Source organism: Pseudomonas iranensis (assembly GCF_014268585.2).
GTDB classification, from domain to species: domain Bacteria; phylum Pseudomonadota; class Gammaproteobacteria; order Pseudomonadales; family Pseudomonadaceae; genus Aquipseudomonas; species Aquipseudomonas iranensis.
Window position 1 is genome coordinate 5,220,554 of record NZ_CP077092.1, and the last position, 24,476, is coordinate 5,245,029.

Genomic DNA, 24,476 nt, shown 5'->3' on the forward strand with positions numbered 1-24,476 from the left:
TACAACTTCTAAATTCATTCCTTCTTGATTTTATTTCTTCATTGAATAAATAGTTATTCATTTTAACGTTAGGTTACTATCAGCTCAAAACTCCCAGCTCTTTGGCCCGCGCCACCGCCTGCGTGCGACGCTCGACCCCCAACTTGCTGTTGATATGGCTGGCGTGGGTTTTCACGGTGTGCAGGGAAATGAACAACTGGTCGCTGATTTCCTGATTCGAACAGCCTTGAGCAATCAGGCGCAGAACGGCCAGTTCTCGACTGCTGAGCTGTTCGGCCACTGAAACCTCCGCGACGGGACGCGCAGCGGGAAGAGGCAGGTGCTCCAGCAATTGCTGGCTGACGGCTGTCGAAGCGATTGCTACCAATTGCCCGCGCAACCAGTCGCCATGCTCCTTCACCAGCAGATCGAATGGCTGCGCCACGCCGCCGGCCGCCGCCTCCAGCGCCTGACTCAGGGTTTTTCTGGCTTCTGGCTCACGCCCCACCACCAGCAACAGCGCCACCTTCTGCGTCAACGCCATCACGCTGAGCAATTGCCGACCGGTCTGCTGGCCGTTTTCATGCAACACGTTCAACCGCCCTTCGGCGAGCATCGGCTGCCCCTGAATCACATCGAGCAGCGCCTGTTGCAGTTCCACGTGCAGTGGCAGCTGTGGATGAAACTCTGGCGGTGCGGCAGCGTGTTCACCGGTGTAGGTCTGGCCCAGGCGCGCAAGCCACGCCTCGGCAAGATCAATACGCCCCTGCGCCAGCCACAGTTCGCATTTGACCAGGGTGATCATCGCCAGATAGTAGATCGGCGGTACGTCCCAGATGTGCATCAGGCGTTCGGCTTCGGCGAGTTCGGCGAAGGCCTTGGCGAACTCGCCGCTGGCGCCGTCGAGGCGGGCAATCACGCAGTGGCCGATCAGTACGCTGATGTCGCGACAAGCCCGCGCCTCGCCAATCCCGGCGAGCAGGCGTACGCGTGCAGCCTGCGGCTGCAAACGCATCGCCAGCAGGAAACCTTCGTACAACGTCAGCCGCGCGCGCACGGCGTACAGGCGTTGCGGCGACAGACCGCGTAAGCGCTCCAGACCCTGATGCACTTCATCCAGCGCGCGCAGAATCTCGCCCCGCGATTGCAAGACTCGAGCTCTGTCGTAGTGAGCCAACGCTTCGAATAATGGATTGCCGACTCGCTGTGCCAGCTCGAGGGACTCACGGTTCAGGCCACGGGCGCGCCACAGATCACCGTCGGCGATCGCCAGATTGGACAAGGTCGACAGGCACATCAGGCGCTGGCCATAACGCTTGGCCGGCAGGCTCTCCAGCGCTTCACTGCAATAGCGCAGGGTCAGTTCGCGATGGCCGCGCCCGCGAGCGATGATCCCGCTCAATGCCAGCCACTGCGCCAGCATGGATTTCTGCGCAGTGGCTGAAGGTGCTGGCAGAAAGCGGCTTAAATGGCTGGCCAGCTCCTCAGCGGCGTCGAGCTGACAGGCCAGCCCCAGCGCCCAGCTGTAGAGCACGATCAGCCGTGGCGTGCTGATCAGCAGGCTGTCGGGCAAGTCCATTTTCCAGCGCAGCAGCATGCCGACGTTCTGCTCGGCGAGCAGCTGTTCTTCGGACAGGTTCTGTACGAGATTTGCCGCGACATCGAGATGCCCGGCACGCAAGGCCTGCTCCACCGCTTCGTCGAGCAGGCCTTGCGCATTGAACCAGCGGCAGGCGCGCAAATGCAGGGTGGCGTTGGGCACCATCGCCTGGGCGATTGGTCGGCTGCGCAACAAGTCGGAAAACAAATGGTGATAGCGATACCAGTGACCGTGCTCGTCCAGCGGCACCAGAAACACCTGATGGGCGAGCAGAAAGCGCAGGATCTCGGCGCTGTCATGAGCTTCGCGGACCGCATCGCACAGCTCGCTGCAAAAGCGTTCCTGCGGAGCAGTTTCGTAGAGAAACGATTGCACTTCGGCCGGCAGGCAATCGATGACTTCTTCGAGCAGATAGTCGCGTATCAGTCCTTCGCCGCCGTTCAGTGCTTGCGGCAGCGCGGCATCGTTGCCCGCCTCGGCCACCGCCAACAGCCAGAAGCGCAGGCCGGCGACCCAGCCTTCGCTGCGCTGGATCAGGCTTTCCAGTGCTTCGCCGCGCAGTGAGCTGCTGTGGCGGTCGAGCAAGGTCAGGGCTTCGTCGTGGGTCAGGCGCAAGTCCTGTTCGTGCAGCTCGAGCAATTGTCGCGACAGGCGCAGACGCGCCAGATGCCAGTCCGGGCGCTGGCGACTGGTGACCATCACCAACAAGCCATCGGGCAAATGATTGAGGAAAAATTGCAGGCAACGATCCAGCACCGGGCCTTGGGCGAGGTGGTAATCGTCGAGCACCAGCAGCAGCGGTGCAGCAGGATCGAGATGCAGCGCCAGCTCATCGAGCAGACCGTCGAGCCACTCTTCGAACGCAAATGGTTGATGGCGCTGACGCATTTTCAACAGACCGAGAGCGCCAGCGCCCAAGGCCGGAAAATAGTCCTGTAGCCCTTCAAGCAAGCGCTCGAGAAAACGTCCGGGATCGCTGTCCCGTGGGCTCAAGCCCAGCCAGAGACTTTGCCAATGCGCCGGCAGGCTCTGACAGAACTCCACCGCCAGCGAGCTCTTGCCGAACCCGGCCGGGGCGCTGACCAGCAGCAACCGACCTCCGAGCCCGGCCTGCAGACGCTGGCAAAGGCGCGGCCGCAAGACATAGCCGTCAGGCAGCGGTGGGCGAAAAAAACGCCCGTCCAGTGCTGCGACGGTGATGCTTGCGGGACCCGGAAGTGGGGACAGATCAGTCATGGCCGGCTCTTGTTCGAAGGCGATTGGCGGCGTTGCAGATCTCCGCAGCCTAGCCTTAAACGAAGAGGTAATGAAGGTCGCTGCTACAAATGGCTACAAAAAGGCTACAGACACAAAAACGCCCCGAACCGGTCGGGGCGTTTTCACGAGGATGCGGCCTCGGGTTTACGCAGGTTTAGCGAACACCATCCTGACGCAGAGCGGCCGGGGTGAAGTCGCTGGTGGTGGCGGTGAAGCCGAAGTCATACGCCTGCTTCTCTTCGTTCTTCATGCCCAGTGCCAGATAACGGCCGGACTGCAGGTCGTAGAGGGTTTCGAGGGCGTACCACGGCACTTGCTTGTCGTAGTAGTTCTCGGCATGCGCCTCGGCTACACGCCACAGTTGGCCACGACCGTCGTAGTGGTCGATGACCGCTGCCTGCCAGGTGTCCTCGTCGATGTAGAAGTCACGCTTGGCGTAGATGTGGCGCTGGCCTTCCTTCAGGGTCGCGACCACGTGCCAGACGCGGCGCAGCTCGTAGCGAGCCAAGTCCTGGTTGATGTGGCCGGCCTTGATGATGTCCGAGTACTTCAGTTTCGGATCGTCGAGCTTGTAGCTGTCGGAAGCGATGTACATCTCTTTCTTGCCTTCGAGCTTCCAGTCGTAACGATCCGGCGCACCGTTGTACATGTCGAGGTTGTCGGAAGTACGCAGGCCGTCGGCGGCAGTACCCGGGCCGTCATACGACACTTGCGGTGCACGGCGCACACGACGCTGACCGGCGTTGTAGACCCACGCCGAACGCGGCTCCTTGACCTGATCGAGCGTCTCGTGCACCAGCAGTACGCCACCGGCCAGACGCGCCGGCGCGGTCACTTTCTGCTTGAAGTAGAACAGGATGTTGCCCGGGTTCGCCGGATCGTAGTCCTTCATCTTGTCGCGGAACACGAACTGATCCTGGAAGTACACCAGGCTGTACGAGCCGTTCGGTTGCGGCGTGGCCTGCGTCACCAGACGGGTCACGCTGCCGCCGCGATAGCGGGTGATGTGGTTCCAGATCACTTCCACACCGGTTTTCGGGATCGGGAACGGCACGGCGGTATCGAAGTTTTCCAGACCATTGCCGCCGGACACCAGGTTGGTGCTGGTGGCGTTCTTCTTGATCGCGGCGAACACGTCATCGGGCACGGTGGCGCCGCGATGGGACGGATAGACCGGCATCTTGAAGGTTTCCGGGTAGCGCTTGAACATCGCGTACTGGCCCGGGGCGAGCTTGTCCTTGTACTTGTCGACATCCTTGGCGGTGATGGTGAACAGCGGTTGCTCACTGGCGTAAGGGTTGGACAGGAAGCCTTTGCTGTCGACGCTGCCGGCGTTTTTCGGCAGCGGTTTCCAGGCCGGGATCGAACCGTCGGCATTACCGGCCATTTCCGCGCCCATCGGTGTCAGGCTCTTGCCCAGTTTATCCGCTTCGGCAGCAGGCACCGCCGCCATGACACTGGTCGCCAGCAGCGACAGGCCCAGAACACCGGCGTGGAACAGACTCTTTGTTATTTTCATAAATTCGTTCGTCCTGAAATGCAGTGCTTAGAAGTTCACGCCGAAGCTGAGCGCCACGAAGTCGCGGTCATCCACGGTGGTGTACTTGCCGTCGAAGAAATTGGTGTAAGCCAGGCTCGCGGTGTAGGTGTTCTGGTACTCGGCATCGACGCCCAGGCTGACCGCTTTGCGACCTTCCTCGAAGTTGCCGCCAGGGCCTGGCGAGTAACCGCTGACATCGTGGGACCAGGCCACGTTCGGCTTGAGGTTCACACCGGCAAACACGTCGTTGTATTCCCAGATCGCCCGACCACGGTAGCCCCACGACATCGACGTGGTGAAACCGTCGTTTTCGCAATTGCGGCTGCGGTTGTTCTGCGGCGAACCGGGACCGGCGCCGTTGATGGTGCTGTTGTTGAGGATGTTGGCGCAGGTATCGATACCGCCAGTGGCCGGCAACTCACCCGGACCGTAGACCGGATCGCGGCCATAACGCTTGTCGGAACGGCTTTCCAGGCCACCGACGTAGGTCGCGCCGACTTCACCAACGAGGGTCAGACGGCTGGCGCCCATGACCTGATCGAAGAAGTGCGTGAACGTCGTCTGGATCTGGGTGATTTCCTTGCGCTCATAGCCATGCAGATCCTGACCCGGCACGCCGGTCAGCAGCGAAGCGTTGGTCAGCGCGCCGCCCAGTGGACGCACACCGGCAAACAGGATGTCGGTGGAGTTCAGTTGTACCGGCGCGTTCGGACGGTAGCTGATCTCACCGCTCCACGCCGTACCGGTAGGCAGGGTGGTGGAGAAGCTCAGACCGTAGAGACGAATGTCTTCCGGGTATTCGATGAAGTAATTGGAGTTGCCCGCAACCAGCAGCGGTGCGAGCGCGGCAAACGGCCCCGGCAGACTGGCGGCGGTGTTGTAGACCGATTGCGGGGCACCGGTGGCGCTGAAGATCGGCGCACGGCTGTGGTAGTTCATGAAGTAGGCGCCGAACTCGGTGTCGAGTGGCTCGAACATGTATTTGAGGGACGCGCCCCACTGACCGCTATCGCGCGCGTCACGGTCCGGCCCACGGCGTACCAGCACGCCTTCTTGGTCGACGTTCACACCGTTGGCGGCCAACGGCCCCAGAGCGATCGCCGGAATCTGCGAACGCTTGTTCAGTACGCGCAGATTGCTGTCGCAACCGTCGGCAACGATGTCCGGCTGGGAGAAGAAGGTGCCGCAGTTGTCGACGACGGTCTGGTCCCATTCCAGTTGGTAGAACGCTTCGGCCGAGAGGTTATCGGTGAGGCTCTGGGACACGTAGAACATGTTGACCGGGATCAGGCCTTCCTTGATCTCGGCGCCCGGACGACGGAACGCGGAGACGTCGATCGGGTTGATCGAGTTGATGCCGCCGCCGATGAAGGTACTTTCACCCCAGCTCACTACCTGCTTGCCCAGACGCACGGAACCCGGCTGATCGGCAATCGCGTAGTTGTGATAGACGAAGGCGTCGAGGATCTGCCCGCCGGAGGACTTGGCGCCCTCTTTGCGGTTGCTGTCGCTGATGTCCTTGAATTCGCGGCTCTCGTCCTTCAGTTCGAAGTCGTACCAGTATTTGCCGCGGACGAACACGCCGGTGTCGCCGTATTTCAATTCAAGGTCATGGATGCCCTTGAAGATCTTCGAGAAGGTTTCGCCGCTCTTGAAGTTGGCGTGCCCGTCATCGGAAGTCTGCGACAGGCCGCGGCCGCCGTTGTTGACGCCGATGAGGTTCTTGTTCGGGCTCTGAGTAGACCAACTGGCACCGATCGACAGGGACGAGTCGAACTGGCCTTCGATTTCACCGACGTTGAAACTGACGCCGAATGCAGGCCCGGCGAGCGAGGAGGCAAGACTGACCGCCAGAGGCAGTTTCGCCCGGCGCCAGAACTGGTTTACTGAGGTCATCGACGCTACTCCATGTGCATTATTGTTATGGCAGTGAGTACTTTTAAAAACGCTGTGAAGGACCGGGAGCCAAGGCCGCCCGAAATCGCTCCAGAGTTGCTCGCCCCGTTCAGTGCGTGTGCTCCGTTTTCAAAAAGTCCTTGAGCGGACTATAGCCAGCGGGTGGTAGTGCTTGATCCCTCTAAAGTGTGATTTGCAGCCGCCAACCACTCTGGAACAGTCCTTTCGCCAGTCCGACACACGTCGGCACGGCAAGGATGGCTGATTTTTTCGATTTCACAAGCCAAGCGCTTGCTTGGTGGGTCTGGCGCGCCGGTTTCGGCGCGCCAGCAGGCACTTAAAGTGTCGAAAGGAAGGTGCTGTTGTTGGCCTGCCATTCGGTGATGTCGAGGCGGATGCGCTTCTTGTCGAGCTTGCCGACACTGGTCTTGGGAATTTCGGTAACAAGGGCGATCTGACTGGGGATCGCCCACTTGCTCAGGTGCCCCAGCTCGACGAACGGTTTGAGGTGTTCCTTCAGTTCCCGTGCGCCGATCACCTGCCCTTCGCGGACCACCAGCAAGGCAAACGGGCGCTCGCCCCACTGCGGATCGGCGATGCCTACCACTGCTACTTCGCGTACCGCCGCATGCCGGCTGATCAGGTCTTCGAGGTCGAGGGAGGAGATCCACTCGCCGCCGGTCTTGATCACGTCCTTGATGCGATCACGAATATCGATCACGCCCATGCTGTCGAGCGTGGCGACGTCACCGGTGTGCAACCAGCCACCGGCCCAGAGCTCGGCGCCCTTCTGCGGCTCGTTGAAATAACCTTCGGTCAGCCATGGCGCGCGCAGCACCAGTTCGCCCTGGGTTTCGCCGTCGGCCGGAAGGAAATTGCCCTCGCCGTCGACAATCGCCGCTTCGACCAGTGGTCCCGGCACGCCGGCCTTGATCCGGTAAGTGGTGCGCTCGTCTTCGCTGCCGGCCATCAATTCGTCGTTGAGGTGCGCGCAAGACACCAGCGGCCCGGTTTCCGACATGCCGTATGCGGCCGTCAGCTGAATGCCACGGGCCTTGGCGTTTTCATAGAGGCTGCGATTGAGCGCGCTGCCGCCGATGACGATCTTCCAGCCGCCGAAGTCGGCACTCTGCGCGGCTTTGGCGTTGAGCAGCATCTGCAGGATGGTCGGCACGCAATGGGAAAAGGTGACCTTCTCCTTGCGCCACAGCTCCACCAGATACTCCGGGTCGTAGCGCCCCGGATAAACCTGCTTGAGCCCGAGCATGGTCGCCACGTACGGCAAACCCCAGGCGTGGACGTGGAACATCGGCGTGATCGGCATGTACACATCGTTGGTGCCGAGCAGGCGTACGCTGTCGATCGAACCCATGATCGTCGCCACGCCGATGGTGTGCAGCACCAGTTGCCGATGGGTGAAATACACGCCTTTCGGGTTGCCGGTGGTACCGGTGGTGTAGAACGTGGTGGCGACCGAGTTTTCGTCGAAGTCCTGGAAATCGTATTGCGCACTCGCGGCGGCCAGCAGTTGCTCGTATTCGCCGACGAGGCTGGGCAGCTCAGCGGTGTTCTCCGGGAGATCGGTCAGCAGCAGGGTTTTCTCGACCGTGGTCAACTGCGGCGCGATGGCCTGATACAGCCCGACGAACTCGCTGTTGACCAGCACGAAGCGGTCCTCGGCGTGGTTCATGGTGTAAAGGATCTGCTCGGGCGACAGACGCACGTTGATGGTGTGGATCACCGCGCCGATCATCGGAATGGCGAACATGCATTCCAGGTAGCGGTGGCTGTCCCAGTCCATCACCGCCACGGTGTCACCAGCCTTGACGCCGGCAGCCGTCAGCACATTGGCCAGCCGCGCAACCCGCTCGATCAGGGTCGGATAGCTGTAGCGCAACTGGTCGCGGTAGATGATTTCGCGGGTTTTCTCGTAACGGGCGCCGGACATCAGCAGCCGTTTGATCAGCAATGGATACTGGTAGGCCCCATCGGCCGGCGGAATGACCCGAGTCTGCAACATAAGAATCCCTTTTCTGACTGCACGGTGTTGGCGGAGAGATTCGTACTCTAGTGCGCCTGCATGACAGTCAAATCAGCCAAAGGAATGATTTGCAGAGCCGTACAAATGCTAGCTTTGCGCCAGCATTTCGGGCCAAAGTTGAAGAAAACACGACCTGTGGGAGCGAGCCTGCTCGCGAAGGCGTCGGGTCAGTCGACATTTTTGGTGACTGGACTGGCGCTTTCGCGAGCAGGCTCGCTCCCACAGGGATTGATGTGTTCCAGTTCTCAATGCATCTCGGTGAACGCGATTTTCACGCCGAGAGCAATCAGCACCGCGCCCATGGTGCGGTCGAACCAGTGGCCCATGCGGGCGAAGCCGGCGCGCACCCGTTGCTGGCTGAACAGCATCGCCACCAGGCAGAACCAGATCGCCGTCGCCACCGCCAGGTACACCCCGTAACCGGCCTGCACGGCCAGCGGTGTGTGCGGGTTGATCACCACGGTGAACAGCGAGAGGAAAAACAGCGTGGCTTTCGGGTTCAGACCGTTGGTGACGAAGCCCGAGGTAAACGCGCCCCGCGCGGTGCGTACGCCGGTTTCCCGGTGCAAGTCATCGTTGACGGTTTTCGCCGGTTGCGCGCGCAAGGCCTTGAAGCCGATGTAAAGCAGATACGCGGCGGCGGCCCACTTCAGCGCGTTGAACAGCACGATCGACTGCGACACGATCAGACCGATGCCGAGCAACGAATAGCCAACGTGCAGGAAAATCGCCGTGCCCACGCCCAGCGCAGTCCAGGTGCCGGCGCGGCGGCCATGGGTCACGCTTTCGCGCACCACCACGGCAAAGTCCGGGCCGGGGCTGGCGACGGCCAGCAGATGGATCAGGGCAACGGTCAAGAACTCGGTCCAGTACATGGGGGCTCCTCAGGATTCGAATGTTCACACTGGGCTCATTGCCGAATGCTTTCCCTGTGGGAGCGAGCCTGCTCGCGAAAGCGCTGGGTCAGCCAACAGAGATGTTGAATGGGCCAGAGCTTTCGCGAGCAGGCTCGCTCCCACAGGTGGTTCAGGGCATTTCGGTGTCGAGTAACCATTTGTTTCATCTGGTAGGCTCGGCAGAGTACGCCCTCCGCTCACAGCACAAAAGGTACAGTTGATGACGAACACGCGCCGCGCGGTATTCCTTGATCACCCTTCGCTGGATCTCGGCGATCTGGACCTCGGTCCGTTGCGCGAATGCTTCAGCGACTTGCAGCTGTTCGCTCAGACTTTGCCGCAAGAAGTCAGCGAACGCCTGCAAGGCGCCAGTGTGGCGATCACCAACAAAGTCGTGATCGACGCGGCAGCGATGGCCGCCAACCCGCAACTGAAACTGATCCTGATCAGCGCCACCGGCACCAACAATGTCGACCTCACTGCCGCCCGCGCCCACGGCATCACTGTGTGCAATTGCCAGGCTTACGGCACGCCGTCGGTGGCGCAACACACGATCATGCTGTTGCTCAACCTCGCCACGCGCCTGGCTGACTATCAAAAGGCTGTGGGCGAAGGCCGCTGGCAACAGGCGAAACAGTTCTGTCTGCTCGACTACCCGATCGTCGAACTGCAAGGCAAAACCCTCGGCCTGCTCGGCCATGGCGAACTCGGTGGCGCCGTGGCGCGACTGGCCGAAGCGTTTGGCATGCGCGTGTTGCTCGGGCAGATTCCGGGGCGCCCGGCTCGGCCGGATCGCCTGCCGCTGGAAGAACTGCTGCCGCAGATCGACGCCCTGACCCTGCACTGCCCGCTCAACGAGCACACCCGGAACTTCATCGGCGCCGGCGAGCTGGCCGCGATGAAGCCCGGCGCATTTGTGGTCAATACCGCTCGTGGCGGCTTGATCGACGAGCAAGCGCTGGCCGACGCTTTGCGTAGCGGCCACCTCGGCGGTGCGGCGACCGATGTGTTGAGTGTCGAGCCACCGACCCAGGGCAATCCGCTGCTCGCTGCCGATATCCCGCGCCTGATCGTCACCCCGCACAACGCCTGGGGCAGCCGTGAGGCGCGCCAGCGTATCGTCGGGCAACTGAGCGAAAACGCCCAGGCGTTCTTCAGCGGTGAGGCGCTGCGGGTCGTCAGTTGATAAACTGCGGCACTTTTTTTCAAGGAGCAGTTATGGATCCGCGCAGTGAAGTACTGCTTCGTCAGGCCGAGTTATTCCAGGGTTCGCTGCTGTTGGCCGGCCTGCCCGCCGATGATTTGCTCGGGCGCTTGCCCAACGCGTTCGGCTGGTGCTGGCACGCTGGCGATCAAGCCGCACTGGACGCACGTTTCGAAGGCCGCAGCCATTTCGGCGTAAACGTGCCCGAGCGCGAATTCGACAGCGCTGTGGTGTTCCTGCCCAAATCCAAGGACCTGACCGATTACATCCTCAACGCCGTGGCGTCGCGTCTGGCCGGGCGCGAGGTGTTTCTGGTCGGGGAAAAACGCAGCGGCATCGAAGGCGCATCCAAACAGCTCAATCCGTTTGGCAAGCCACGCAAACTCGACAGCGCCCGCCACTGCCAGCTCTGGCAAGTCACCGTGGCCAATGCGCCTGAAGCGAAACCGCTGGAAAGCCTGGCGCAGACTTACGAACTGCCGCTGGCCGAAGGGCCGTTGAAAGTCATCAGCTTGCCGGGCGTGTTCAGCCACGGTCGACTGGATCGCGGCAGCGCCCTGCTGCTGGAGCATCTGGACAAACTGCCGAGCGGCCATCTGCTCGACTTCGGTTGCGGCGCCGGCGTGCTCGGGGCTGCGGTGAAACGTCGCTATCCGCACAATCAGGTGACGTTGCTGGATGTCGACGCGTTCGCCGCCGCCAGCAGCCGTCTGACCCTCGCCGCCAATGGCCTGGAAGCCGAAGTGCTGACCGGCGACGGCATCGACGCCGCGCCGATGGGTTTGAGCGCGATTCTGAGCAATCCGCCGTTCCATGTCGGCGTGCACACCGATTATTTCGCTACGGAGAACCTGCTGCGAAAAGCGGCGAAACATCTGAAAAACGGTGGCGAACTGCGCCTTGTGGCGAACAGCTTTCTGAAGTATCAGCCGCTGATCGAGGAGCATCTCGGCGTATGCGCGATCAAGGCTGAAGGCAATGGTTTCCGGATCTACCGGGCCAAGCGCGGCTGAAAATTTGTTCTTGCCCAATCGGATTTGCCTAGGCAGAATCCGCTCCGTCCTAGGGGAGTAGTCTCCCGCGAGCGCCATGCTCGTCCGGCATACGTCAACATACTTGATCCTCAGATCATGGCGTATGCGACCCAAGCGTCCGCACCAGACGGATCGCAGGGTTTGACAAGACCTATGACACGCACACCTTACCCGGGGCGGGAAGGCTGTACGTGTCATAGCCGTGTCGACCCGCCCCTTAGGAAATCCCTGATGCTGGACTCGCTACTCGTTCCCACCGCTATCGTTGCCTTGGCCGAAATCGGCGACAAGACGCAACTGCTCGCGCTGATTCTTGCCGCTCGCTTTCGCAAACCCTGGCCGATCATCGCCGGGATTGTTGCCGCGACTCTGGCCAACCACGCAGCAGCCGGTGCGGTAGGTGCCTGGGTCGGCAGTTTCTTCTCCGACGCCGTCCTGCACTGGATCCTCGCCGCCAGCTTCGCCGCCACGGCGCTGTGGACCCTGGTCCCGGACAAAATGGATGACGACGAAGCCAGCACGGCGCGCAAGTTCGGGCCGTTCCTGACCACGCTGATCGCGTTCTTCCTCGCGGAAATCGGCGACAAGACGCAGATCGCCACGGTGATGCTCGCCGCGCAATATCCGGAACTGTGGCTGGTGATTATCGGCACCACCGTGGGCATGCTGATTGCCAACGTGCCGGTGGTCCTGGCGGGTAACTTTGCCGCAGAGAAACTGCCGCTGACCCTGATCCGCCGCCTCGCGGCTTCGGCGTTCATGATTCTGGCGATTGTTGCGGTTTATAAAGCGATGCAGAGCAGCGGCTGGGTTTAACCCCGTCTACTGAACTACCCAAAACCTGTGGTGAGGGGATTTATCCCCGATGGGGCGCGAAGCGCCCCCAAACCTGCTGCCTCAGAGTGTCATACATAGCGCATTTGCAGGTTTTGGGGCTGCTTCGCAGCCCATCGGGGATAAATCCCCTCGCCACAACAGCCCTCCCAACCTGAAGAATCGTTGTGTCCTTCGACTTTTAAGACTTCGGCGCTTTTTCGTACAACGGCATCACTTTCGGAATGGCTGCCTGCAACGCAGCTATGCGGCTGCTGGATGCCGGGTGGGTGCTCATGAATTCCGGCGGCGCGCCTTCGGAAGCCTTGCTCATCTTGTCCCACAGGGTGATCGCCGCGTTCGGGTTGTAGCCGGCGCGGGCGGCCAGTTCCAGGCCGATCAGGTCGGCTTCGTTTTCGTTGGCGCGGCTGTTGGGCAAGGTCATGCCGTAGTTGGCCACGGTGTCGGCCAGCGCCAGGCTGTCCTGGCCCAGACCGAACAAGGCACCGGCGCCCTGCTTGGCCATCTCCATTCCGTAAGCCTTGGACATCGCTTCACGACCGTGCTCGCGCAGGGCGTGGGCGATTTCATGGCCCATGACCGCAGCGATCTCATCGTCGGTGAGTTTCAGGCTGTCGATCAGCCCGGTGTAGAAAATGATCTTGCCGCCGGGACCGCAGTTGGCGTTGAGCTCATCGCTCTTGATCAGATTGACTTCCCATTGCCACTGCGCCGCGTCCGGGCGGAAGGTCGGCGCCTGGGCGATCAAGCGGTTGGCGATGGTCTGCACGCGCTTGGCTTCAGGGCTGGTCTTGTCCAGCACACCTTTGCTCGACGCCTCGCCGACGGTCTTCTGATACGACTGCGCGTACATCTGATCGACCTCTTGCGAGGACAGCATGCTGAACATGTACTGCTTGCGCTCCACGCCCACGGCACCGCCGCTGGTGGTGTTGACCGACTGACAACCGGCCAGCAACAGCGCTGCGCTCAAAGCACTTACCACTAATGTCTTGTTCATTCAAAAGCTCCCTGAAAACCTGAGGCGTATCCTAGGCGGCTAATTGTATCGGCGCCAGATACAACGGACGCATTGCGCGTACATCCACCTAAGGCCGCAAGACTGGCTGGAAATTCCTCAACGCGCATTGAATCCGCCGCGCACCGATCCATCAGCGACATCGCGGGCCGATTCCGACCAGCGTCTCTAATGGCCGCGCCCACCGCGCCGATAAATCCCTCGCAGATTGTCCTCTTGCGTGCGGAGCTCCCATGAAGTTCAAGTCGATCCAGTTTTCCGTCGCCGCTCTGGCCGGCGCCATCGTTCTCAGCGTGGTCGCGGCGCTGGTGCTGTACGCGCTGTTCTCCGGCGCTCGCACTCAAGAAATGGTGCAACAGCGCACCCAGGCGCAGTTCGAGCAAGTCATCGAGCAGCGCCTGACCTCGCTGGCGCAGACCCAGGTCAGCCAGATCCAGCGCGAACTCGAAGCGCCGCTGCTGATTGCCGGCGGTCTGGTCCGGGTCAACGCCCTGCTCGGCACAACCGGCACCGATGGCCAGCCGCGCCTGAGCGTCAGCCGCGAACAACTGATCAGCCTGATCAAGGAAAACGTCGAAAAGAACCCGAAGATTCTCGGCACCTACATCGGCTGGGAAAAAAACGCACTGGACCACAATGACGCGGCCTACATCGGCAGCGCCGTGGTCGGTATCGACCCCGCCACCGGGCGCTTTTTGCCGTGGTGGTTCCGCAATACCGACGGCAGCCTGGGCGTGGACAAACTGGCCGATGTCGACGACCAGAAAACTCTGTCCACCGGGGTGCGCGCCAGCGAGTACTACCTGTGCTCGAAAGAGACGAAGAAAGCCTGTGTGATCGACCCGGCACCGTACAAAGTCGGTGACAAGATTGTCATGCTCGCCTCGTTCATCGAACCGATCATGGTCAACGGCGCGTTCCAGGGCATCGTCGGCGCCGACCTCTCGGTCAATTTCATTCAGGACATGCTACTCGCCGCCAACCAGAAGCTTTACAGCGGCGCCGGTGAAATGGCTCTGGTCGGCGGCAACGGGCGGATCGTTGCCTACACCAAGGACTCGAGCAAATTCGGTGAAAAAGTCAGCGACATCCTCGACGCCGAACAGGCCGGCAACCTAGCCAGTCTCAAGCGCGACGAGGTCACCTATGCGGTGAATCAGGCCAAGGGTCGTATCGAGCTGTACCTGCCGTTCGGCATCGGCCAGACCGACGCACGCTGGACGCTGATGCTGCAACTGCCGCTCAACGCGGTCATGGCCGATCTGCAAAACCTCCAGGCTGATCTTGATGCCCAGCGCAAGTCCGACACCTTCGGCATGGCCATGGTCGGCCTGATCATCGCCGGCATCGGCCTGCTGGTGATCTGGCTGGTGGGCCACGGCATTGCGCGGCCACTCAAGCAAATGGTCGCCATGCTCGATGACATCGCTCAGGGCGAAGGCGATCTGACCCGTCGCTTGAGCAGTGACCGCAGCGACGAACTGGGCTCGATTGCCAAAGGCTTCAACACCTTCCTCGCCAAGTTGCAGGCGATGATTACGCAAGTGGTGACCTCGGTGCAGAGCGTCAGCGATTCTTCGGAACACACCGCCGACATCGCCATTCGCACCAACATCGGCGTGCAGAAACAAATGGCCGAAATCGATCAGGTGGCGACTGCGGTGCAGGAAATGACCGCCACCGCCCAGGACGTGGCGCGCAACGCCACCCAGGCAGCACAAGCGGCAAGCCACGCCGATCAGGCCGCCAGCCAAGGCATGCAGATCGTGCGCGACACGTCGAATTCGATTGGCGTACTGGCGGTGGAAATCGGCAAGGCTGTCGAGGTGGTGCAGACGCTGGCCAAGGACAGCGAAAACATCAACGCCATCCTCACCGCCATTCGCGGCATCGCCGAACAGACCAACCTGCTGGCACTGAACGCGGCAATCGAAGCCGCGCGCGCCGGCGAGCAGGGTCGCGGTTTCGCCGTGGTTGCGGATGAAGTGCGCAATCTGGCGCAGAAAACCCAGAAGGCCACCGAAGAAATCCAGAGCATGATCCAGCAGTTGCAACAGGGCACCCGCGATGTGGTGCGCGTCATGGAAGACAGCCAGAACCGCACCGACGAAAGCGTGCAGCACGCGGCGAAAGCGGCCGAAGCGCTGGAGACCATTACCCAGGCCGTGTCGGTGATCAATGACATGAACACGCAGATCGCCAGTGCGGCAGAAGAGCAAAGTGCAGTGGCCGACGACATCAACCGCAATGTGATCAATATCGGTCAGGTGGCGAATGAAGTGGCCGGCGGTGCGGATGAGTCGAGCTCGGCGAGCGCCGGGTTGACCAAACTGGCGGAACAGCAGCGGCGGTTGATCAATCAGTTCAAGGTCTGAAAGATCAAAAGCCCCTCACCCTAGCCCTCTCCCGGAGGGAGAGGGGACCGACCTCGATGTCTTGCGTTATACATCGACCTGAAAAAAACAGTCGATTATGGATTCACAACAGATCGTTCAGGTCGGTGTACCTCTCAAGCATCCCCCATTCGGCTCCCTCTCCCTCCGGGAGAGGGCTGGGGTGAGGGGCTTTTGATCAACGCAAATCAAGCCGGGGTGAGGCACTCCGGCCCGTTCAACTTCGGATCATTCACCAGATTCGCCAACACCCGCTCGCGCAGCGCCGCCGGTTCACTGGCGAGCAAACCCTGCAAGACATGCATCGGCGTTTCGGGATCAAGCCAGGCAGCCTGCCCCGCTTCATCAAGAATCAACGGCCGCCGCTGGCTCGCCGCCGACTGAGTAATCACCGCCGTGCTCAGCCAGACCTGTTCCTGCACCGGATACGCTTCCCAGATCGCGGCGAAAAACAACGACGAGCCCTCCCCCGGCGTCAACCAGTAAGGCCGTTTGCGCTGGGTGCCGCGCCATTCGTAGAAGCCGTTGGCCGGCAGCAGGCAACGCCGCAGACGCAGCGCCTCACGAAACATCGGTTGTTCAGCGACGGTTTCGGCGCGGGCATGGGCCGGGGTCTTCGACAGATCGGTCAGCCACGGCGGCGTCAGGCCCCAGCGCGCACGGGCCAGCGTGCGCTGGCCAGCTTCTTCGGCACGCAGCATCAACACCGAATCATTCGGGGAAATGTTCCACTGCGCCTGCTGATCGGCGGGAAAACCTGGCAGGGCCGCGAACTCGCGGTTCCAGCGAAACAGGGCATAACGTCCACACATGGGGCAACACGACTCTGAATAAAACGAAGGCCAGCCTAACAGACCAGCGTGCCGGGAAAGCTTTCCGGCTCGTCGCCGGGCAGCGGCAGCGCGGCATTGTACGCGGTGATCAGCTCGCGGGCGTATTCGGCCTGATCGTTATCCACCGACAGCCAGAGCAGGCCGAAGATCGGCAATTCACCCGCACCGCCCACCAGATCACGACCGATCAGATGCGCCTCGATCCCCTCACTGGCAAGCATGCCCTTGAGCATTTCGCCCTCCATCAGGTTCGCCGGTTCGTAGATGCGCTGCATACGCGGCCCTCACTGGTTTTCGCTGAAGACTTCCAGATGCCACTCTTCTTCATGTACCTGCAGGACAAAGGTGATCGGACGACAGCACACCTGGCAGTCTTCGATATACGTCTGATCCCCACCGGATAAATCCAGAGTGGTCTCGACTTCCTCACCGCAATACGGACATTCATACAGTGCATTTTCCAGCATCGCGGTCTCCCCAGTGACTTGTGCGTATAATCGCCGGTCTATTTGCAGGGCTATTTTTGTCTGGCTACTTTTCAGACCGTGCCCCGCGGGTTTTCGATCAAACCCTTTACTTACCCTAGCCGTTTCCAACAAGAGAGCATGATGGGCGAATTCGATGCCATCCGACCTTACGACGACAGCGAAGTACCTGCGGTACTGGCAAGGCTGCTCGGCGACAAGGCGTTTCTAGATATCCTCACCCACTTCCGCTTCCCGCGTTTTGCCGGTGCCTTCGGCTGGATGCTCAAACCTCTTATAGCCCATCGGCTGCGTCGTGAGTTTGCCGACGTGAATTCCGTGGCTACCTTACAGGACAAAGTCGAGTTCTACGTCGACCACACCATCGAGCGCGCCACCGACGGCGTGACGTATACCGGTGTCGAGCAATTCAAGTCCGGCAGCGCCTACCTGTTCATCGCCAACCACCGCGATATCGTCATGGACCCGGCCTTCGTCAACTACGCCGTGTACCACGCCGGCCTGCCGACGCCGCGCATCGCGATTGGCGACAACCTGCTGCAAAAGCCGTTTGTCAGTGACCTGATGCGCTTGAACAAGAGCTTTATCGTCCACCGTTCGATCACCGGCCGTCGCGAGAAAATGGCTGCGTATCAATTGCTGTCGGCGTACATCAATCACTCGATCCGCAACGATTGCGCGTCGATCTGGATTGCTCAGGCGGAAGGTCGGGCGAAGGACGGCGACGACCGCACCGAGTCGGCGATCCTCAAGATGTTCCACATGAGCCGCAAGGACGAGCCGTTCGGCGAAGTGATCCGCTCGCTCAACGTGACGCCGGTGTCGATCAGCTATGAGTACGACCCGTGCGATCAGGCCAAGGCCCGCGAGCTGTACATCCGCGTCACCACCGGCACCTACGCCAAGGCGCCGGGCGAGGATGACGTGAGCATCGCCAAGGGCATCACCGGCTACAAGGGCCGGGTCCACGTGAATTTTGCCGCGCCGATCACCGAGGTGTTTGAAGACACCAAGCAATTGGCGATCGAAATGGACAAGCAGATTCTCGGCGGCTACCGGTTGTTCCCGGTGCATTACCTGGCGTACGCGCAGTGGGCGGATGCCGATTCGCAACTGAACGTGCCGAAAGCGGCCGAGGTGTTCCCGGCTGACGAACTGGCCAAGGCGCAGGATGAATGGCAGAGCCGACTGGACGCCTGCCCCGCTGAGCATCGGCCGTACCTGGTGCTGCAATATGCGACGCCGGTGCGCAACCAGTATCGGGTCAAGGCTGGATTGCCGCTGTAAAGCAACAGCTGTGGCGAGGGGATTTATCCCCGCTGGACTGCGCAGCAGGCCCTGTTTTTCTCAGGTAAAAACTTGGGAGCGCTGCGCACACCAACGGGGATAAATCCCCTCGCCACAGGTTTGCTATTGCTTCAGAAGCGGGTGCTGATCCAGGAGACGATCAAAGCAAGCCCCAGGCAAGCAAAACCAAAACGATAGAAAAACCGGTTCATGCGCAACGTCGCCCAATCGAGCATCGGCTCGGCATTCGGCTGCGCCTGGCGCTGTGCCGCCAGACTGGCCTGGGCGCGTTGCTCTCGTCGGCGGGTCGCGTGCAGCAGCCAACTGCCTGGAAAGGCCAGGAGCAAGGCCAGCAGGTTGATCAACTTGGCGGGATGGGCGGTAAACAGCGTCATCAAGTGCAGCGACATCACAGACCTCGAACTTAACCGGTGTGGCAGACGCCAGACCGACGACCGCGGCGCGGATTCTACCCAAACCGGCCCACCCTGCCCCAGCCTTTGCGACAAATAACCTGACAATCGACCGATGGCTGTCCTGTGTCATGGCATCGTCACGTGGATGCTTCACCCTGCGCGCCTCGAAACCCGAATGGAATGCGACATGCTGCACGCGGAAAACCAGGATCGCCTGTACCTCATCACTCCTTACGACGACCAGCAAAGCCTGGTCGGCAGCCTCGCCTTCAACGTGCAGGACCGGCACTGGCTGGTGTATTGCGCGCTGGGCGGGCATCAGCATGCGGACTTGCCCGAGACCGATTTGCTGACTGGCGTGAGCGTGCTCGATTTTTATTCTCAGGCTGCCTGAACGTCAAAAGCACCCTCACCCTAGCCCTCTCCCAGAGGGAGAGGGGACTGACCGAGGTGTTTGCGGTAGATACGCCGACATGAGATACCGCGCCGAACTCAGGTTTTGAAGCACACGCGATCGACTCCCTCTCCTTGGGGAGAGGGGACTGACCGAGGTGTTTGCGGTAGATACGCCGACTTGAGATACCGCGCCGAACTCAGGTTTTGAAGCACACGCGATCGGCTCCCTCTCCCTCGGGAGAGGGCTGGGGTGAGGGGAATCGATTTCCCATACGACACAAATCTCAGATCCACAAAAAAGCCCGGAACCATCACTGGCCCCGGGCTTTTTCAGATTCGCTGCAAACTTACTCAGCGAGCACCTGCCCCACGGTCGGGTCCTTGAACAGACGCGTCAGTGCATCGCTCAATACATCGCTGACCAGTTTGGTGTTGGTTTCCTGATTCGGCGCCATGCCGAAGCGCTGGTCCAGCGACGCACCGTAACGGCCGCTGTAGCGGCGGTTGGCGTTCTGCACGTCGGAGCGGAAGGTCGCGCCGATGGTCGCTTCGGTCACGTACATGCCTTCTTTCGGCGACTGGTATTTCAGCTCGGCCAGGGTCACGGTCAGCTGCGGCGCGTTGGGTGCGTTGGTGGTCGGGGTGAAGCCGAGCAGGCGTACGGCGGCTTCGGCCTGGGCTTGCAGCTTGGGCAGGATCTGCTCGCGCTGTACGGTGATGGCGCTGGTTTCCGGGTACAGACCGCCACGGGTGCCGAGGGTTGGCGACGGACGACCGTCGACCACACGCACGATGACAGGCTGGCCGCGACCGACCGCTGGCAGTTGCGTGGTCAGCTTCGGCTCCGGATTCAGTTGTTGCGGGCTGTGGGCGCAGCCGGCGAGGGTCAAACCGGCGACAGTGATCAAACCGAACAACAGGCGTTGCAACATGCTCTTCTCTCCAGAATCAGGCACAAACAGGCCGGCAGTATAGCGGTGGGCCACTGCGCGTAACCAGCGCCGCACAGTGAATACTGCAATGTCAGACAAACCCCACCGAAAGCGGTTCCTGTCACACATTCTTCACCGTCCATACACCCTGGCGTCATGGCTTGCCGACAAGCTTCAAAGCAGTCCTCCTTCAAGGAACTCTGCCATGCGCTATCTGATCTCGCTGTTCGCCCCACGCCCGCTGCATCGCAGCTTCGCCCTGCTCGACCGCAACGGCCATTGCCAGGCTTTCAAGCAGTGCAGCCTGCAACCGATGGGCGATGGTTGGGTGGAAATCGAAGAAATCCGCCTGATCTGGTTGAACCAGCCGCTGCCCGCCAGCGCCCGGGTCGTACCGCGACAAATGCGCGCACGGGGTCAGGTGCAGTTGAGCATCTGACCGGATGCCTAATAAAAGTCATTAAACACGAGCAACTGCGCGCATTTCTTCGCTACAATCTCCCCCCGATTATAAGGACGTCTCCTGATCGGGCCCCGCAACAGCGTCAATGCGCATGCATCGACATCAAAATCGCCCACAGAGAGCCGCCCACACAGATCGAGTGAAGTTGGCGCGCTTGCCTGTTCTTCCGGCAAAAACCCGCTTTTCGCGAATCTGCAGAGCTGTCATTCGCTCGGCCACCGCGTTGTTTTGCCCTAGCGGGCAGGTGCCAGGCCAAGGCAGCCCTTTTTTGAGGTTCACGTCTTCAAAAGAGCGTGAAAAAAACGGGTTTTCACAACTTCACAAGAGTGTGGCGAGCAAATGAATAGTTTTGCGTCTGAACATGCACCATTAGCGTCCGAAACAGCCCAACGACACAGGACCGGGTATACCTCGAACATCGGAGCCTGAAGCCTGTCCGCTACGGATTTGGTTGCACGAAAACGGATGACTCGACCATAAGTCGAATTGCCAGCCCTGCGTGAAAATGCGTTCATGGAACGCTTGAAACCAGGCCGCACGCATCCGTCGAAGTTGCGAAAAATTGCGAAGATTCGGACATGGCCCACCTGACCACGGATAGCCCGGGCCCACTGACCTGCCCTGGAACGCCTGGCAGCCATGCCGACAATTTGGTGCTGCAGATTTGGGAGACGCGTTAAATGGCGCATAACGAAGCAGTCGACGTAGTTCTGGTAGGGGCCGGCATCATGAGTGCCACCCTGGCCGTACTGCTCAAAGAGCTCGACCCCGCGATCAAGCTGGAAGTCGTCGAGCTGATGGATTCCGGCGCCGCCGAGAGTTCCAATCCGTGGAACAACGCCGGTACCGGTCACGCCGGCCTGTGCGAGCTGAACTACACGCCGCAGGCCGCCGACGGCAGCGTCGACATCAAGAAAGCCGTGCACATCAACACCCAGTTCGAGGTGTCGAAACAGTTCTGGTCGTACCTGACCAAAAAGGGCACGTTCGGCTCGAGCAAATCCTTCATCAGCCCGGTGCCGCACCTGAGTTTCGTTCAGGGCGAGAGCGGCGTGTCGTTCCTCAAGGAACGCTTCAATGTCCTGAGCAAGCACCACGCGTTCGCCGACATGGAGTACACCGAAGACAAGGGCAAGATGGCCGAGTGGATGCCGCTGATGATGCCGGGCCGCTCGCCCGACGAAGTCCTCGCCGCCACCCGCGTAATGAACGGCACCGACGTCAACTTCGGCGCCCTGACCAATCAGTTGCTCAAACACCTGAGCAGCGCGCCGGACACCCAGGTCAAATACTGCAAGCGCGTGACCGGCCTCAAGCGTAACGGCGCCGGCTGGACCGTCAGCATCAAGGACGTCAACAACGGCAACACCCGCGAAGTCGACGCAAAGTTTGTCTTCCTCGGTGCCGGTGGCGCGGCCCTGCCGTTGCTGCAGGCTTCGGGCATCGAAGAAAGCAAAGGCTTCGGCGGCTTCCCGATCAGTGGCCAGTGGCTGCGTTGCGATAACCCGGAAGTGGTCAAGCAGCATCAGGCCAAGGTCTACAGCCAGGCTGCCGTGGGTTCGCCACCGATGTCGGTGCCGCACCTCGACACTCGCGTCGTCGACGGTAAGAAATCCCTGCTGTTCGGGCCATACGCCGGTTTCACCACCAAGTTCCTCAAGCACGGCTCCTTCATGGACCTGCCAATGTCGGTGCGCGCCGGCAACATCGGGCCGATGCTGGCGGTGGCGAAAAACAACATGGACCTGACCAAGTACCTGGTCAGCGAAGTGATGCAGTCGATGGAACAGCGTCTGGAATCCCTGCGGCGTTTCTACCCGCAGGCGAAAGCCGAAGACTGGCGCCTGGAAGTGGCCGGCCAACGGGTGCAGATCATCAAGAAGGACCCGAAAAAGGGCGGCATCCTGCAGTTCGGTACCGAACTGGTCGCGGCGAAGGACGGCTCCCTCGCTGCCCTGCTCGGCGCATCGCCAGGCGCGTCGGTGACCGTTTCGATCATGCTCGAACTGATCGAGAAGTGCTTCCCGGCCAAGGCGTCCGGCGAGTGGGCAAGCAAACTCGCGGAAATCTTCCCGGCCCGTGAAAAGGTTCTGGAAACCGATGCTGCGCTGTATCGCAAGATCAACACGCAGAACAACATCGCCCTGGAACTGGTTGAAGAAAGCAGCGAGACCCCAAGCTTCGCTTGATCTTGCGGCATAAAAAAACGCCCCATTGGGGCGTTTTTTTTGCCTGTCAAAAAGCAAAAGATCTCGTCTTTTGACCTTAACCGCGAGCCTTGTCGATCAACACGATGTACTCGGCGGCATTGCGCTGATCCTTGATGTGATCAACAAAGGTCTGGCCCTCTTCATCCTTGCCATCAACGTCATAACCCGCCGCAACGAAGAAGCCCAGAAAGCGCTCGAAATCGTCGATGCGCAAACCGCGATAAGCCTTGATCAGTTTGTGCAGCGACGGCGAAGTGGCGTCGACCGGCTCAAAATCGAGGAACAGCTTGATCTGCTCATCGCCGATCTCGTCACCAATCACTTGTTTCTTATCTTTACGCATTGCCGACTCCAGCTCGCAGACATGACACGGGGCGGGCAGTTTACCCCTGCCCGACCGCCCGGCTCAACGCGGACGAATTGCCCCGGTGTGCAAATCGGCCCAGATATGGCCATTGGCATAACTGAGGAACTGCACATACACCGTGTCGTTGCGCAACAGATCCATCACCACGCGGTATTGAGCGAGCGGATAGAACAGCGTCAGGGTTTTGCTTTTGTCATCGTAAGCCGGTTTTTTCAGGCTTTTGCTCTCGCCGTCGAAACTCACCAGCACCTGGCTGATGGTCGCGCCCTTGTTCAGCGATTTGCCTTTGAGGCGGATCAACAAGGATGAGGTGACCGGAATCGGCTGCTGATTGGACTGGCGCTGCGCACCGACCACCACCGAATACTCGCTGACCTGCAGCAGTTGCTGCTGCTCGGGTTCAGCGTCGCGCAGGGTGAGATCGTCCGGCGGCAGGAACTGGCTGTGCATCGGCGCGGCGGACAGCGGCAGGCTGAGCGACAGCAACAGGGCGGCGAGACTGCGGATCAAGAGGCGCATGACAGGCTCCGGAGGGCGGGGCCGAGCACTCTAGCATGGCTGTCGCGCAAGGATCGGCACACACAAAAACAACTGTGGGAGCGAGCCTGCTCGCGAAAGCGGTGTGTCAGCTTTCAATGATGCTGACTGACACGACGCCTTCGCGAGCAGGCTCGCTCCCACAGGGGGCAATGCAGGTTCTTACATGCCTTTAACGGCGTAAATCCCGTTGGCGTTGCGCCAGTAGCCCTTGTAGTCCATGCCATAACCGAAGATGTAGCGGTCGATGCATGGCAGGCCGACGAAATCGGCTTTCAGGTCAGGACGTGCCTTGCGGTCGTGGTCCTTGTCGATCAGCACGGCGGTGTGCACTTTGCGTGCGCCGGCGTGTTTGCAGAAGTCGATGATCGCGCCCAGGGTATGACCTTCGTCGAGGATGTCGTCGATGATCAGCACATCGCGGTCGATGAACGAGACTTCCGGCTTGGCTTTCCAGAACAGGTCGCCGCCGCTGGTTTCGTTGCGATAACGGGTCGCGTGCAGGTAGGACGCTTCCAGCGGGAATTGCAGATGCGTCAGCAGTTTGCCGGAGAAGATCAGGCCGCCGTTCATCACGCAGAACACCACCGGATTGCTGTCAGCCAGTTGTTCGTTGATTTGTGCACCGACGCGGGCGATGGCCGCCTCGACTTCAGATTCGGTGTACAGGCAGTCAGCCTCTCGCATGATTTGACGGATATGCTCGAGATCAGCGGACATGGCGCTCTCCAGGGGGTTGGCGGAATTGGAAAAGCGGGCAAAGGTACGCATCCCGCGAGGTCGAATCAAGCTCTTATGGACTAACGTACAGAATGTCCTATAGGACATCACCCTCGGATAGATTAATCTAGGCCGGTT

Annotated in this window: 22 protein-coding genes, 1 pseudogene and 1 riboswitch; of the genes and pseudogenes, 9 read left to right on the top strand and 14 right to left on the bottom strand. The window is 60.7% G+C overall.

From position 1 onward, the window contains the following. Positions 1-79: 79 nt before the first annotated feature. From HU724_RS23455 to HU724_RS23475, 5 genes are all read right to left on the bottom strand, one after another. Positions 80-2,815 carry a winged helix-turn-helix domain-containing protein gene (locus HU724_RS23455; protein WP_186569168.1) on the bottom strand — a complete coding sequence of 912 codons (2,736 nt, stop codon included), beginning with the start codon at positions 2,813-2,815 and terminating at the stop codon, positions 80-82. A 175-nt stretch (positions 2,816-2,990) separates the two neighbouring features. Then, positions 2,991-4,355: a DUF1329 domain-containing protein gene (locus HU724_RS23460; protein WP_024014265.1), complete on the bottom strand. Its 1,365-nt coding sequence runs from the start codon at positions 4,353-4,355 to the stop codon at positions 2,991-2,993. Positions 4,356-4,382: 27 nt separating this feature from the next. Beyond that, positions 4,383-6,272, bottom strand: coding sequence for a DUF1302 domain-containing protein (locus HU724_RS23465; RefSeq protein WP_133338300.1), 1,890 nt, complete (start codon positions 6,270-6,272; stop codon positions 4,383-4,385). Between the two features lie 337 nt (positions 6,273-6,609). Further along, positions 6,610-8,292 (bottom strand): fatty acid--CoA ligase, encoded by a 1,683-nt coding sequence (locus HU724_RS23470; RefSeq protein ID WP_186569167.1) that lies wholly within the window; start codon positions 8,290-8,292, stop codon positions 6,610-6,612. Between the two features lie 266 nt (positions 8,293-8,558). Beyond that, a complete protein-coding gene (locus tag HU724_RS23475) occupies positions 8,559-9,188 on the bottom strand; it encodes a LysE family translocator (protein WP_039761334.1) in 630 nt (209 codons plus the stop codon). Between the two features lie 241 nt (positions 9,189-9,429). On the opposite strand from HU724_RS23475, the gene HU724_RS23480 reads away from it, so the two are divergent. From HU724_RS23480 to HU724_RS23490, 3 genes are all read left to right on the top strand, one after another. Next, positions 9,430-10,395: a 2-hydroxyacid dehydrogenase gene (locus HU724_RS23480; protein ID WP_186569166.1), complete on the top strand. Its 966-nt coding sequence runs from the start codon at positions 9,430-9,432 to the stop codon at positions 10,393-10,395. A gap of 32 nt (positions 10,396-10,427) precedes the next feature. Further along, positions 10,428-11,426 carry a methyltransferase gene (locus tag HU724_RS23485; protein ID WP_123444174.1) on the top strand — a complete coding sequence of 333 codons (999 nt, stop codon included), beginning with the start codon at positions 10,428-10,430 and terminating at the stop codon, positions 11,424-11,426. A 39-nt stretch (positions 11,427-11,465) separates the two neighbouring features. Next, a riboswitch (yybP-ykoY riboswitch) is annotated at positions 11,466-11,590 on the top strand. 88 nt (positions 11,591-11,678) lie between these two features. Next, positions 11,679-12,263 (top strand): TMEM165/GDT1 family protein, encoded by a 585-nt coding sequence (locus HU724_RS23490; protein WP_041479980.1) that lies wholly within the window; start codon positions 11,679-11,681, stop codon positions 12,261-12,263. Between the two features lie 199 nt (positions 12,264-12,462). Here the strand turns inward: HU724_RS23490 and HU724_RS23495 are convergent, their stop codons facing one another. Continuing rightward, positions 12,463-13,281 (bottom strand): M48 family metallopeptidase, encoded by an 819-nt coding sequence (locus HU724_RS23495; protein WP_016773242.1) that lies wholly within the window; start codon positions 13,279-13,281, stop codon positions 12,463-12,465. 1,340 nt (positions 13,282-14,621) lie between these two features. Between HU724_RS23495 and HU724_RS28070 the strand changes: the two are divergent. Together HU724_RS28070 and HU724_RS28075 are read left to right on the top strand one after the other, a co-directional pair. Then, positions 14,622-14,819 (top strand): annotated as a pseudogene (locus HU724_RS28070) (HAMP domain-containing protein); the annotation flags it as partial. 111 nt (positions 14,820-14,930) lie between these two features. Then, entirely contained in the window at positions 14,931-15,674 is a 744-nt protein-coding gene (locus HU724_RS28075) for a methyl-accepting chemotaxis protein (RefSeq protein ID WP_371915155.1), read from the top strand. A gap of 206 nt (positions 15,675-15,880) precedes the next feature. Here the strand turns inward: HU724_RS28075 and HU724_RS23505 are convergent, their stop codons facing one another. Genes HU724_RS23505 through HU724_RS23515 form a run of 3 tightly spaced genes read right to left on the bottom strand, consistent with a single transcriptional unit; the run spans position 15,881 to position 16,992 of the window. Further along, complete coding sequence (locus HU724_RS23505; RefSeq protein ID WP_186569164.1) at positions 15,881-16,504, bottom strand: SOS response-associated peptidase; 624 nt, start codon at positions 16,502-16,504, stop codon at positions 15,881-15,883. A gap of 35 nt (positions 16,505-16,539) precedes the next feature. After that, positions 16,540-16,800: a putative signal transducing protein gene (locus tag HU724_RS23510; RefSeq protein ID WP_024014272.1), complete on the bottom strand. Its 261-nt coding sequence runs from the start codon at positions 16,798-16,800 to the stop codon at positions 16,540-16,542. Between the two features lie 9 nt (positions 16,801-16,809). Continuing rightward, positions 16,810-16,992, bottom strand: a complete 183-nt coding sequence (locus tag HU724_RS23515) for a CPXCG motif-containing cysteine-rich protein (protein WP_186569163.1) — start codon at positions 16,990-16,992, stop codon at positions 16,810-16,812. A 141-nt stretch (positions 16,993-17,133) separates the two neighbouring features. Between HU724_RS23515 and HU724_RS23520 the strand changes: the two genes are divergently transcribed. After that, positions 17,134-18,297 (top strand): 1-acyl-sn-glycerol-3-phosphate acyltransferase, encoded by a 1,164-nt coding sequence (locus HU724_RS23520; RefSeq protein ID WP_186569162.1) that lies wholly within the window; start codon positions 17,134-17,136, stop codon positions 18,295-18,297. 131 nt (positions 18,298-18,428) lie between these two features. On the opposite strand, the gene HU724_RS23525 is transcribed toward HU724_RS23520, so the two are convergent. Further along, positions 18,429-18,707, bottom strand: coding sequence for a hypothetical protein (locus HU724_RS23525; protein ID WP_016770663.1), 279 nt, complete (start codon positions 18,705-18,707; stop codon positions 18,429-18,431). A gap of 193 nt (positions 18,708-18,900) precedes the next feature. On the opposite strand from HU724_RS23525, the gene HU724_RS23530 reads away from it, so the two are divergent. Next, complete coding sequence (locus tag HU724_RS23530; protein ID WP_016770662.1) at positions 18,901-19,107, top strand: hypothetical protein; 207 nt, start codon at positions 18,901-18,903, stop codon at positions 19,105-19,107. 349 nt (positions 19,108-19,456) lie between these two features. Here the strand turns inward: HU724_RS23530 and HU724_RS23535 are convergent, their stop codons facing one another. After that, the gene (locus HU724_RS23535; protein WP_024014276.1) at positions 19,457-20,041 is read right to left on the bottom strand and encodes a YajG family lipoprotein; all 585 of its coding nucleotides are present in this window, start codon (positions 20,039-20,041) and stop codon (positions 19,457-19,459) included. Between the two features lie 205 nt (positions 20,042-20,246). Here HU724_RS23535 and HU724_RS23540 point away from each other — a divergent pair, with 205 nt between their 5' ends. Together HU724_RS23540 and mqo are read left to right on the top strand one after the other, a co-directional pair. Next, positions 20,247-20,480 (top strand): hypothetical protein, encoded by a 234-nt coding sequence (locus HU724_RS23540; protein WP_186569161.1) that lies wholly within the window; start codon positions 20,247-20,249, stop codon positions 20,478-20,480. 704 nt (positions 20,481-21,184) lie between these two features. Beyond that, a complete protein-coding gene (gene mqo, locus HU724_RS23545; protein WP_133338292.1) occupies positions 21,185-22,693 on the top strand; it encodes a malate dehydrogenase (quinone) in 1,509 nt (502 codons plus the stop codon). Between the two features lie 76 nt (positions 22,694-22,769). Here mqo and HU724_RS23550 read toward each other — a convergent pair whose 3' ends face one another. The 3 genes from HU724_RS23550 to HU724_RS23560 form a co-directional block, all read right to left on the bottom strand. Then, entirely contained in the window at positions 22,770-23,057 is a 288-nt protein-coding gene (locus HU724_RS23550; RefSeq protein ID WP_110603002.1) for a PA4642 family protein, read from the bottom strand. A gap of 63 nt (positions 23,058-23,120) precedes the next feature. Beyond that, complete coding sequence (locus HU724_RS23555) at positions 23,121-23,600, bottom strand: hypothetical protein (RefSeq protein WP_186569160.1); 480 nt, start codon at positions 23,598-23,600, stop codon at positions 23,121-23,123. 180 nt (positions 23,601-23,780) lie between these two features. Further along, a complete protein-coding gene (locus HU724_RS23560) occupies positions 23,781-24,338 on the bottom strand; it encodes a hypoxanthine-guanine phosphoribosyltransferase (protein WP_016773231.1) in 558 nt (185 codons plus the stop codon). Positions 24,339-24,476: the final 138 nt, after the last annotated feature.

Bases quoted from the DNA above. Each gene is read 5' to 3' on its own strand.
- HU724_RS23535 (WP_024014276.1), bottom strand. From the start codon at position 20,041: ATGTTGCAACGCCTGTTGTTCGGTTTGATCACTGTCGCCGGTTTGACC.
- HU724_RS23555 (WP_186569160.1), bottom strand. From the start codon at position 23,600: ATGCGCCTCTTGATCCGCAGTCTCGCCGCCCTGTTGCTGTCGCTCAGC.
- HU724_RS23470 (WP_186569167.1), bottom strand. From the start codon at position 8,292: ATGTTGCAGACTCGGGTCATTCCGCCGGCCGATGGGGCCTACCAGTAT.
- HU724_RS23560 (WP_016773231.1), bottom strand. From the start codon at position 24,338: ATGTCCGCTGATCTCGAGCATATCCGTCAAATCATGCGAGAGGCTGAC.
- HU724_RS23455 (WP_186569168.1), bottom strand. From the start codon at position 2,815: ATGACTGATCTGTCCCCACTTCCGGGTCCCGCAAGCATCACCGTCGCA.
- HU724_RS23475 (WP_039761334.1), bottom strand. From the start codon at position 9,188: ATGTACTGGACCGAGTTCTTGACCGTTGCCCTGATCCATCTGCTGGCC.
- HU724_RS23525 (WP_016770663.1), bottom strand. From the start codon at position 18,707: ATGTCGCTGCACTTGATGACGCTGTTTACCGCCCATCCCGCCAAGTTG.
- HU724_RS23485 (WP_123444174.1), top strand. From the start codon at position 10,428: ATGGATCCGCGCAGTGAAGTACTGCTTCGTCAGGCCGAGTTATTCCAG.
- HU724_RS23520 (WP_186569162.1), top strand. From the start codon at position 17,134: ATGGGCGAATTCGATGCCATCCGACCTTACGACGACAGCGAAGTACCT.
- HU724_RS23490 (WP_041479980.1), top strand. From the start codon at position 11,679: ATGCTGGACTCGCTACTCGTTCCCACCGCTATCGTTGCCTTGGCCGAA.
- HU724_RS23540 (WP_186569161.1), top strand. From the start codon at position 20,247: ATGCGCTATCTGATCTCGCTGTTCGCCCCACGCCCGCTGCATCGCAGC.
- HU724_RS23465 (WP_133338300.1), bottom strand. From the start codon at position 6,272: ATGACCTCAGTAAACCAGTTCTGGCGCCGGGCGAAACTGCCTCTGGCG.
- HU724_RS23510 (WP_024014272.1), bottom strand. From the start codon at position 16,800: ATGCAGCGCATCTACGAACCGGCGAACCTGATGGAGGGCGAAATGCTC.
- HU724_RS23530 (WP_016770662.1), top strand. From the start codon at position 18,901: ATGCTGCACGCGGAAAACCAGGATCGCCTGTACCTCATCACTCCTTAC.
- HU724_RS23550 (WP_110603002.1), bottom strand. From the start codon at position 23,057: ATGCGTAAAGATAAGAAACAAGTGATTGGTGACGAGATCGGCGATGAG.
- mqo (WP_133338292.1), top strand. From the start codon at position 21,185: ATGGCGCATAACGAAGCAGTCGACGTAGTTCTGGTAGGGGCCGGCATC.
- HU724_RS23515 (WP_186569163.1), bottom strand. From the start codon at position 16,992: ATGCTGGAAAATGCACTGTATGAATGTCCGTATTGCGGTGAGGAAGTC.
- HU724_RS23505 (WP_186569164.1), bottom strand. From the start codon at position 16,504: ATGTGTGGACGTTATGCCCTGTTTCGCTGGAACCGCGAGTTCGCGGCC.
- HU724_RS23480 (WP_186569166.1), top strand. From the start codon at position 9,430: ATGACGAACACGCGCCGCGCGGTATTCCTTGATCACCCTTCGCTGGAT.
- HU724_RS28075 (WP_371915155.1), top strand. From the start codon at position 14,931: ATGGCCGAAATCGATCAGGTGGCGACTGCGGTGCAGGAAATGACCGCC.
- HU724_RS23460 (WP_024014265.1), bottom strand. From the start codon at position 4,355: ATGAAAATAACAAAGAGTCTGTTCCACGCCGGTGTTCTGGGCCTGTCG.
- HU724_RS23495 (WP_016773242.1), bottom strand. From the start codon at position 13,281: ATGAACAAGACATTAGTGGTAAGTGCTTTGAGCGCAGCGCTGTTGCTG.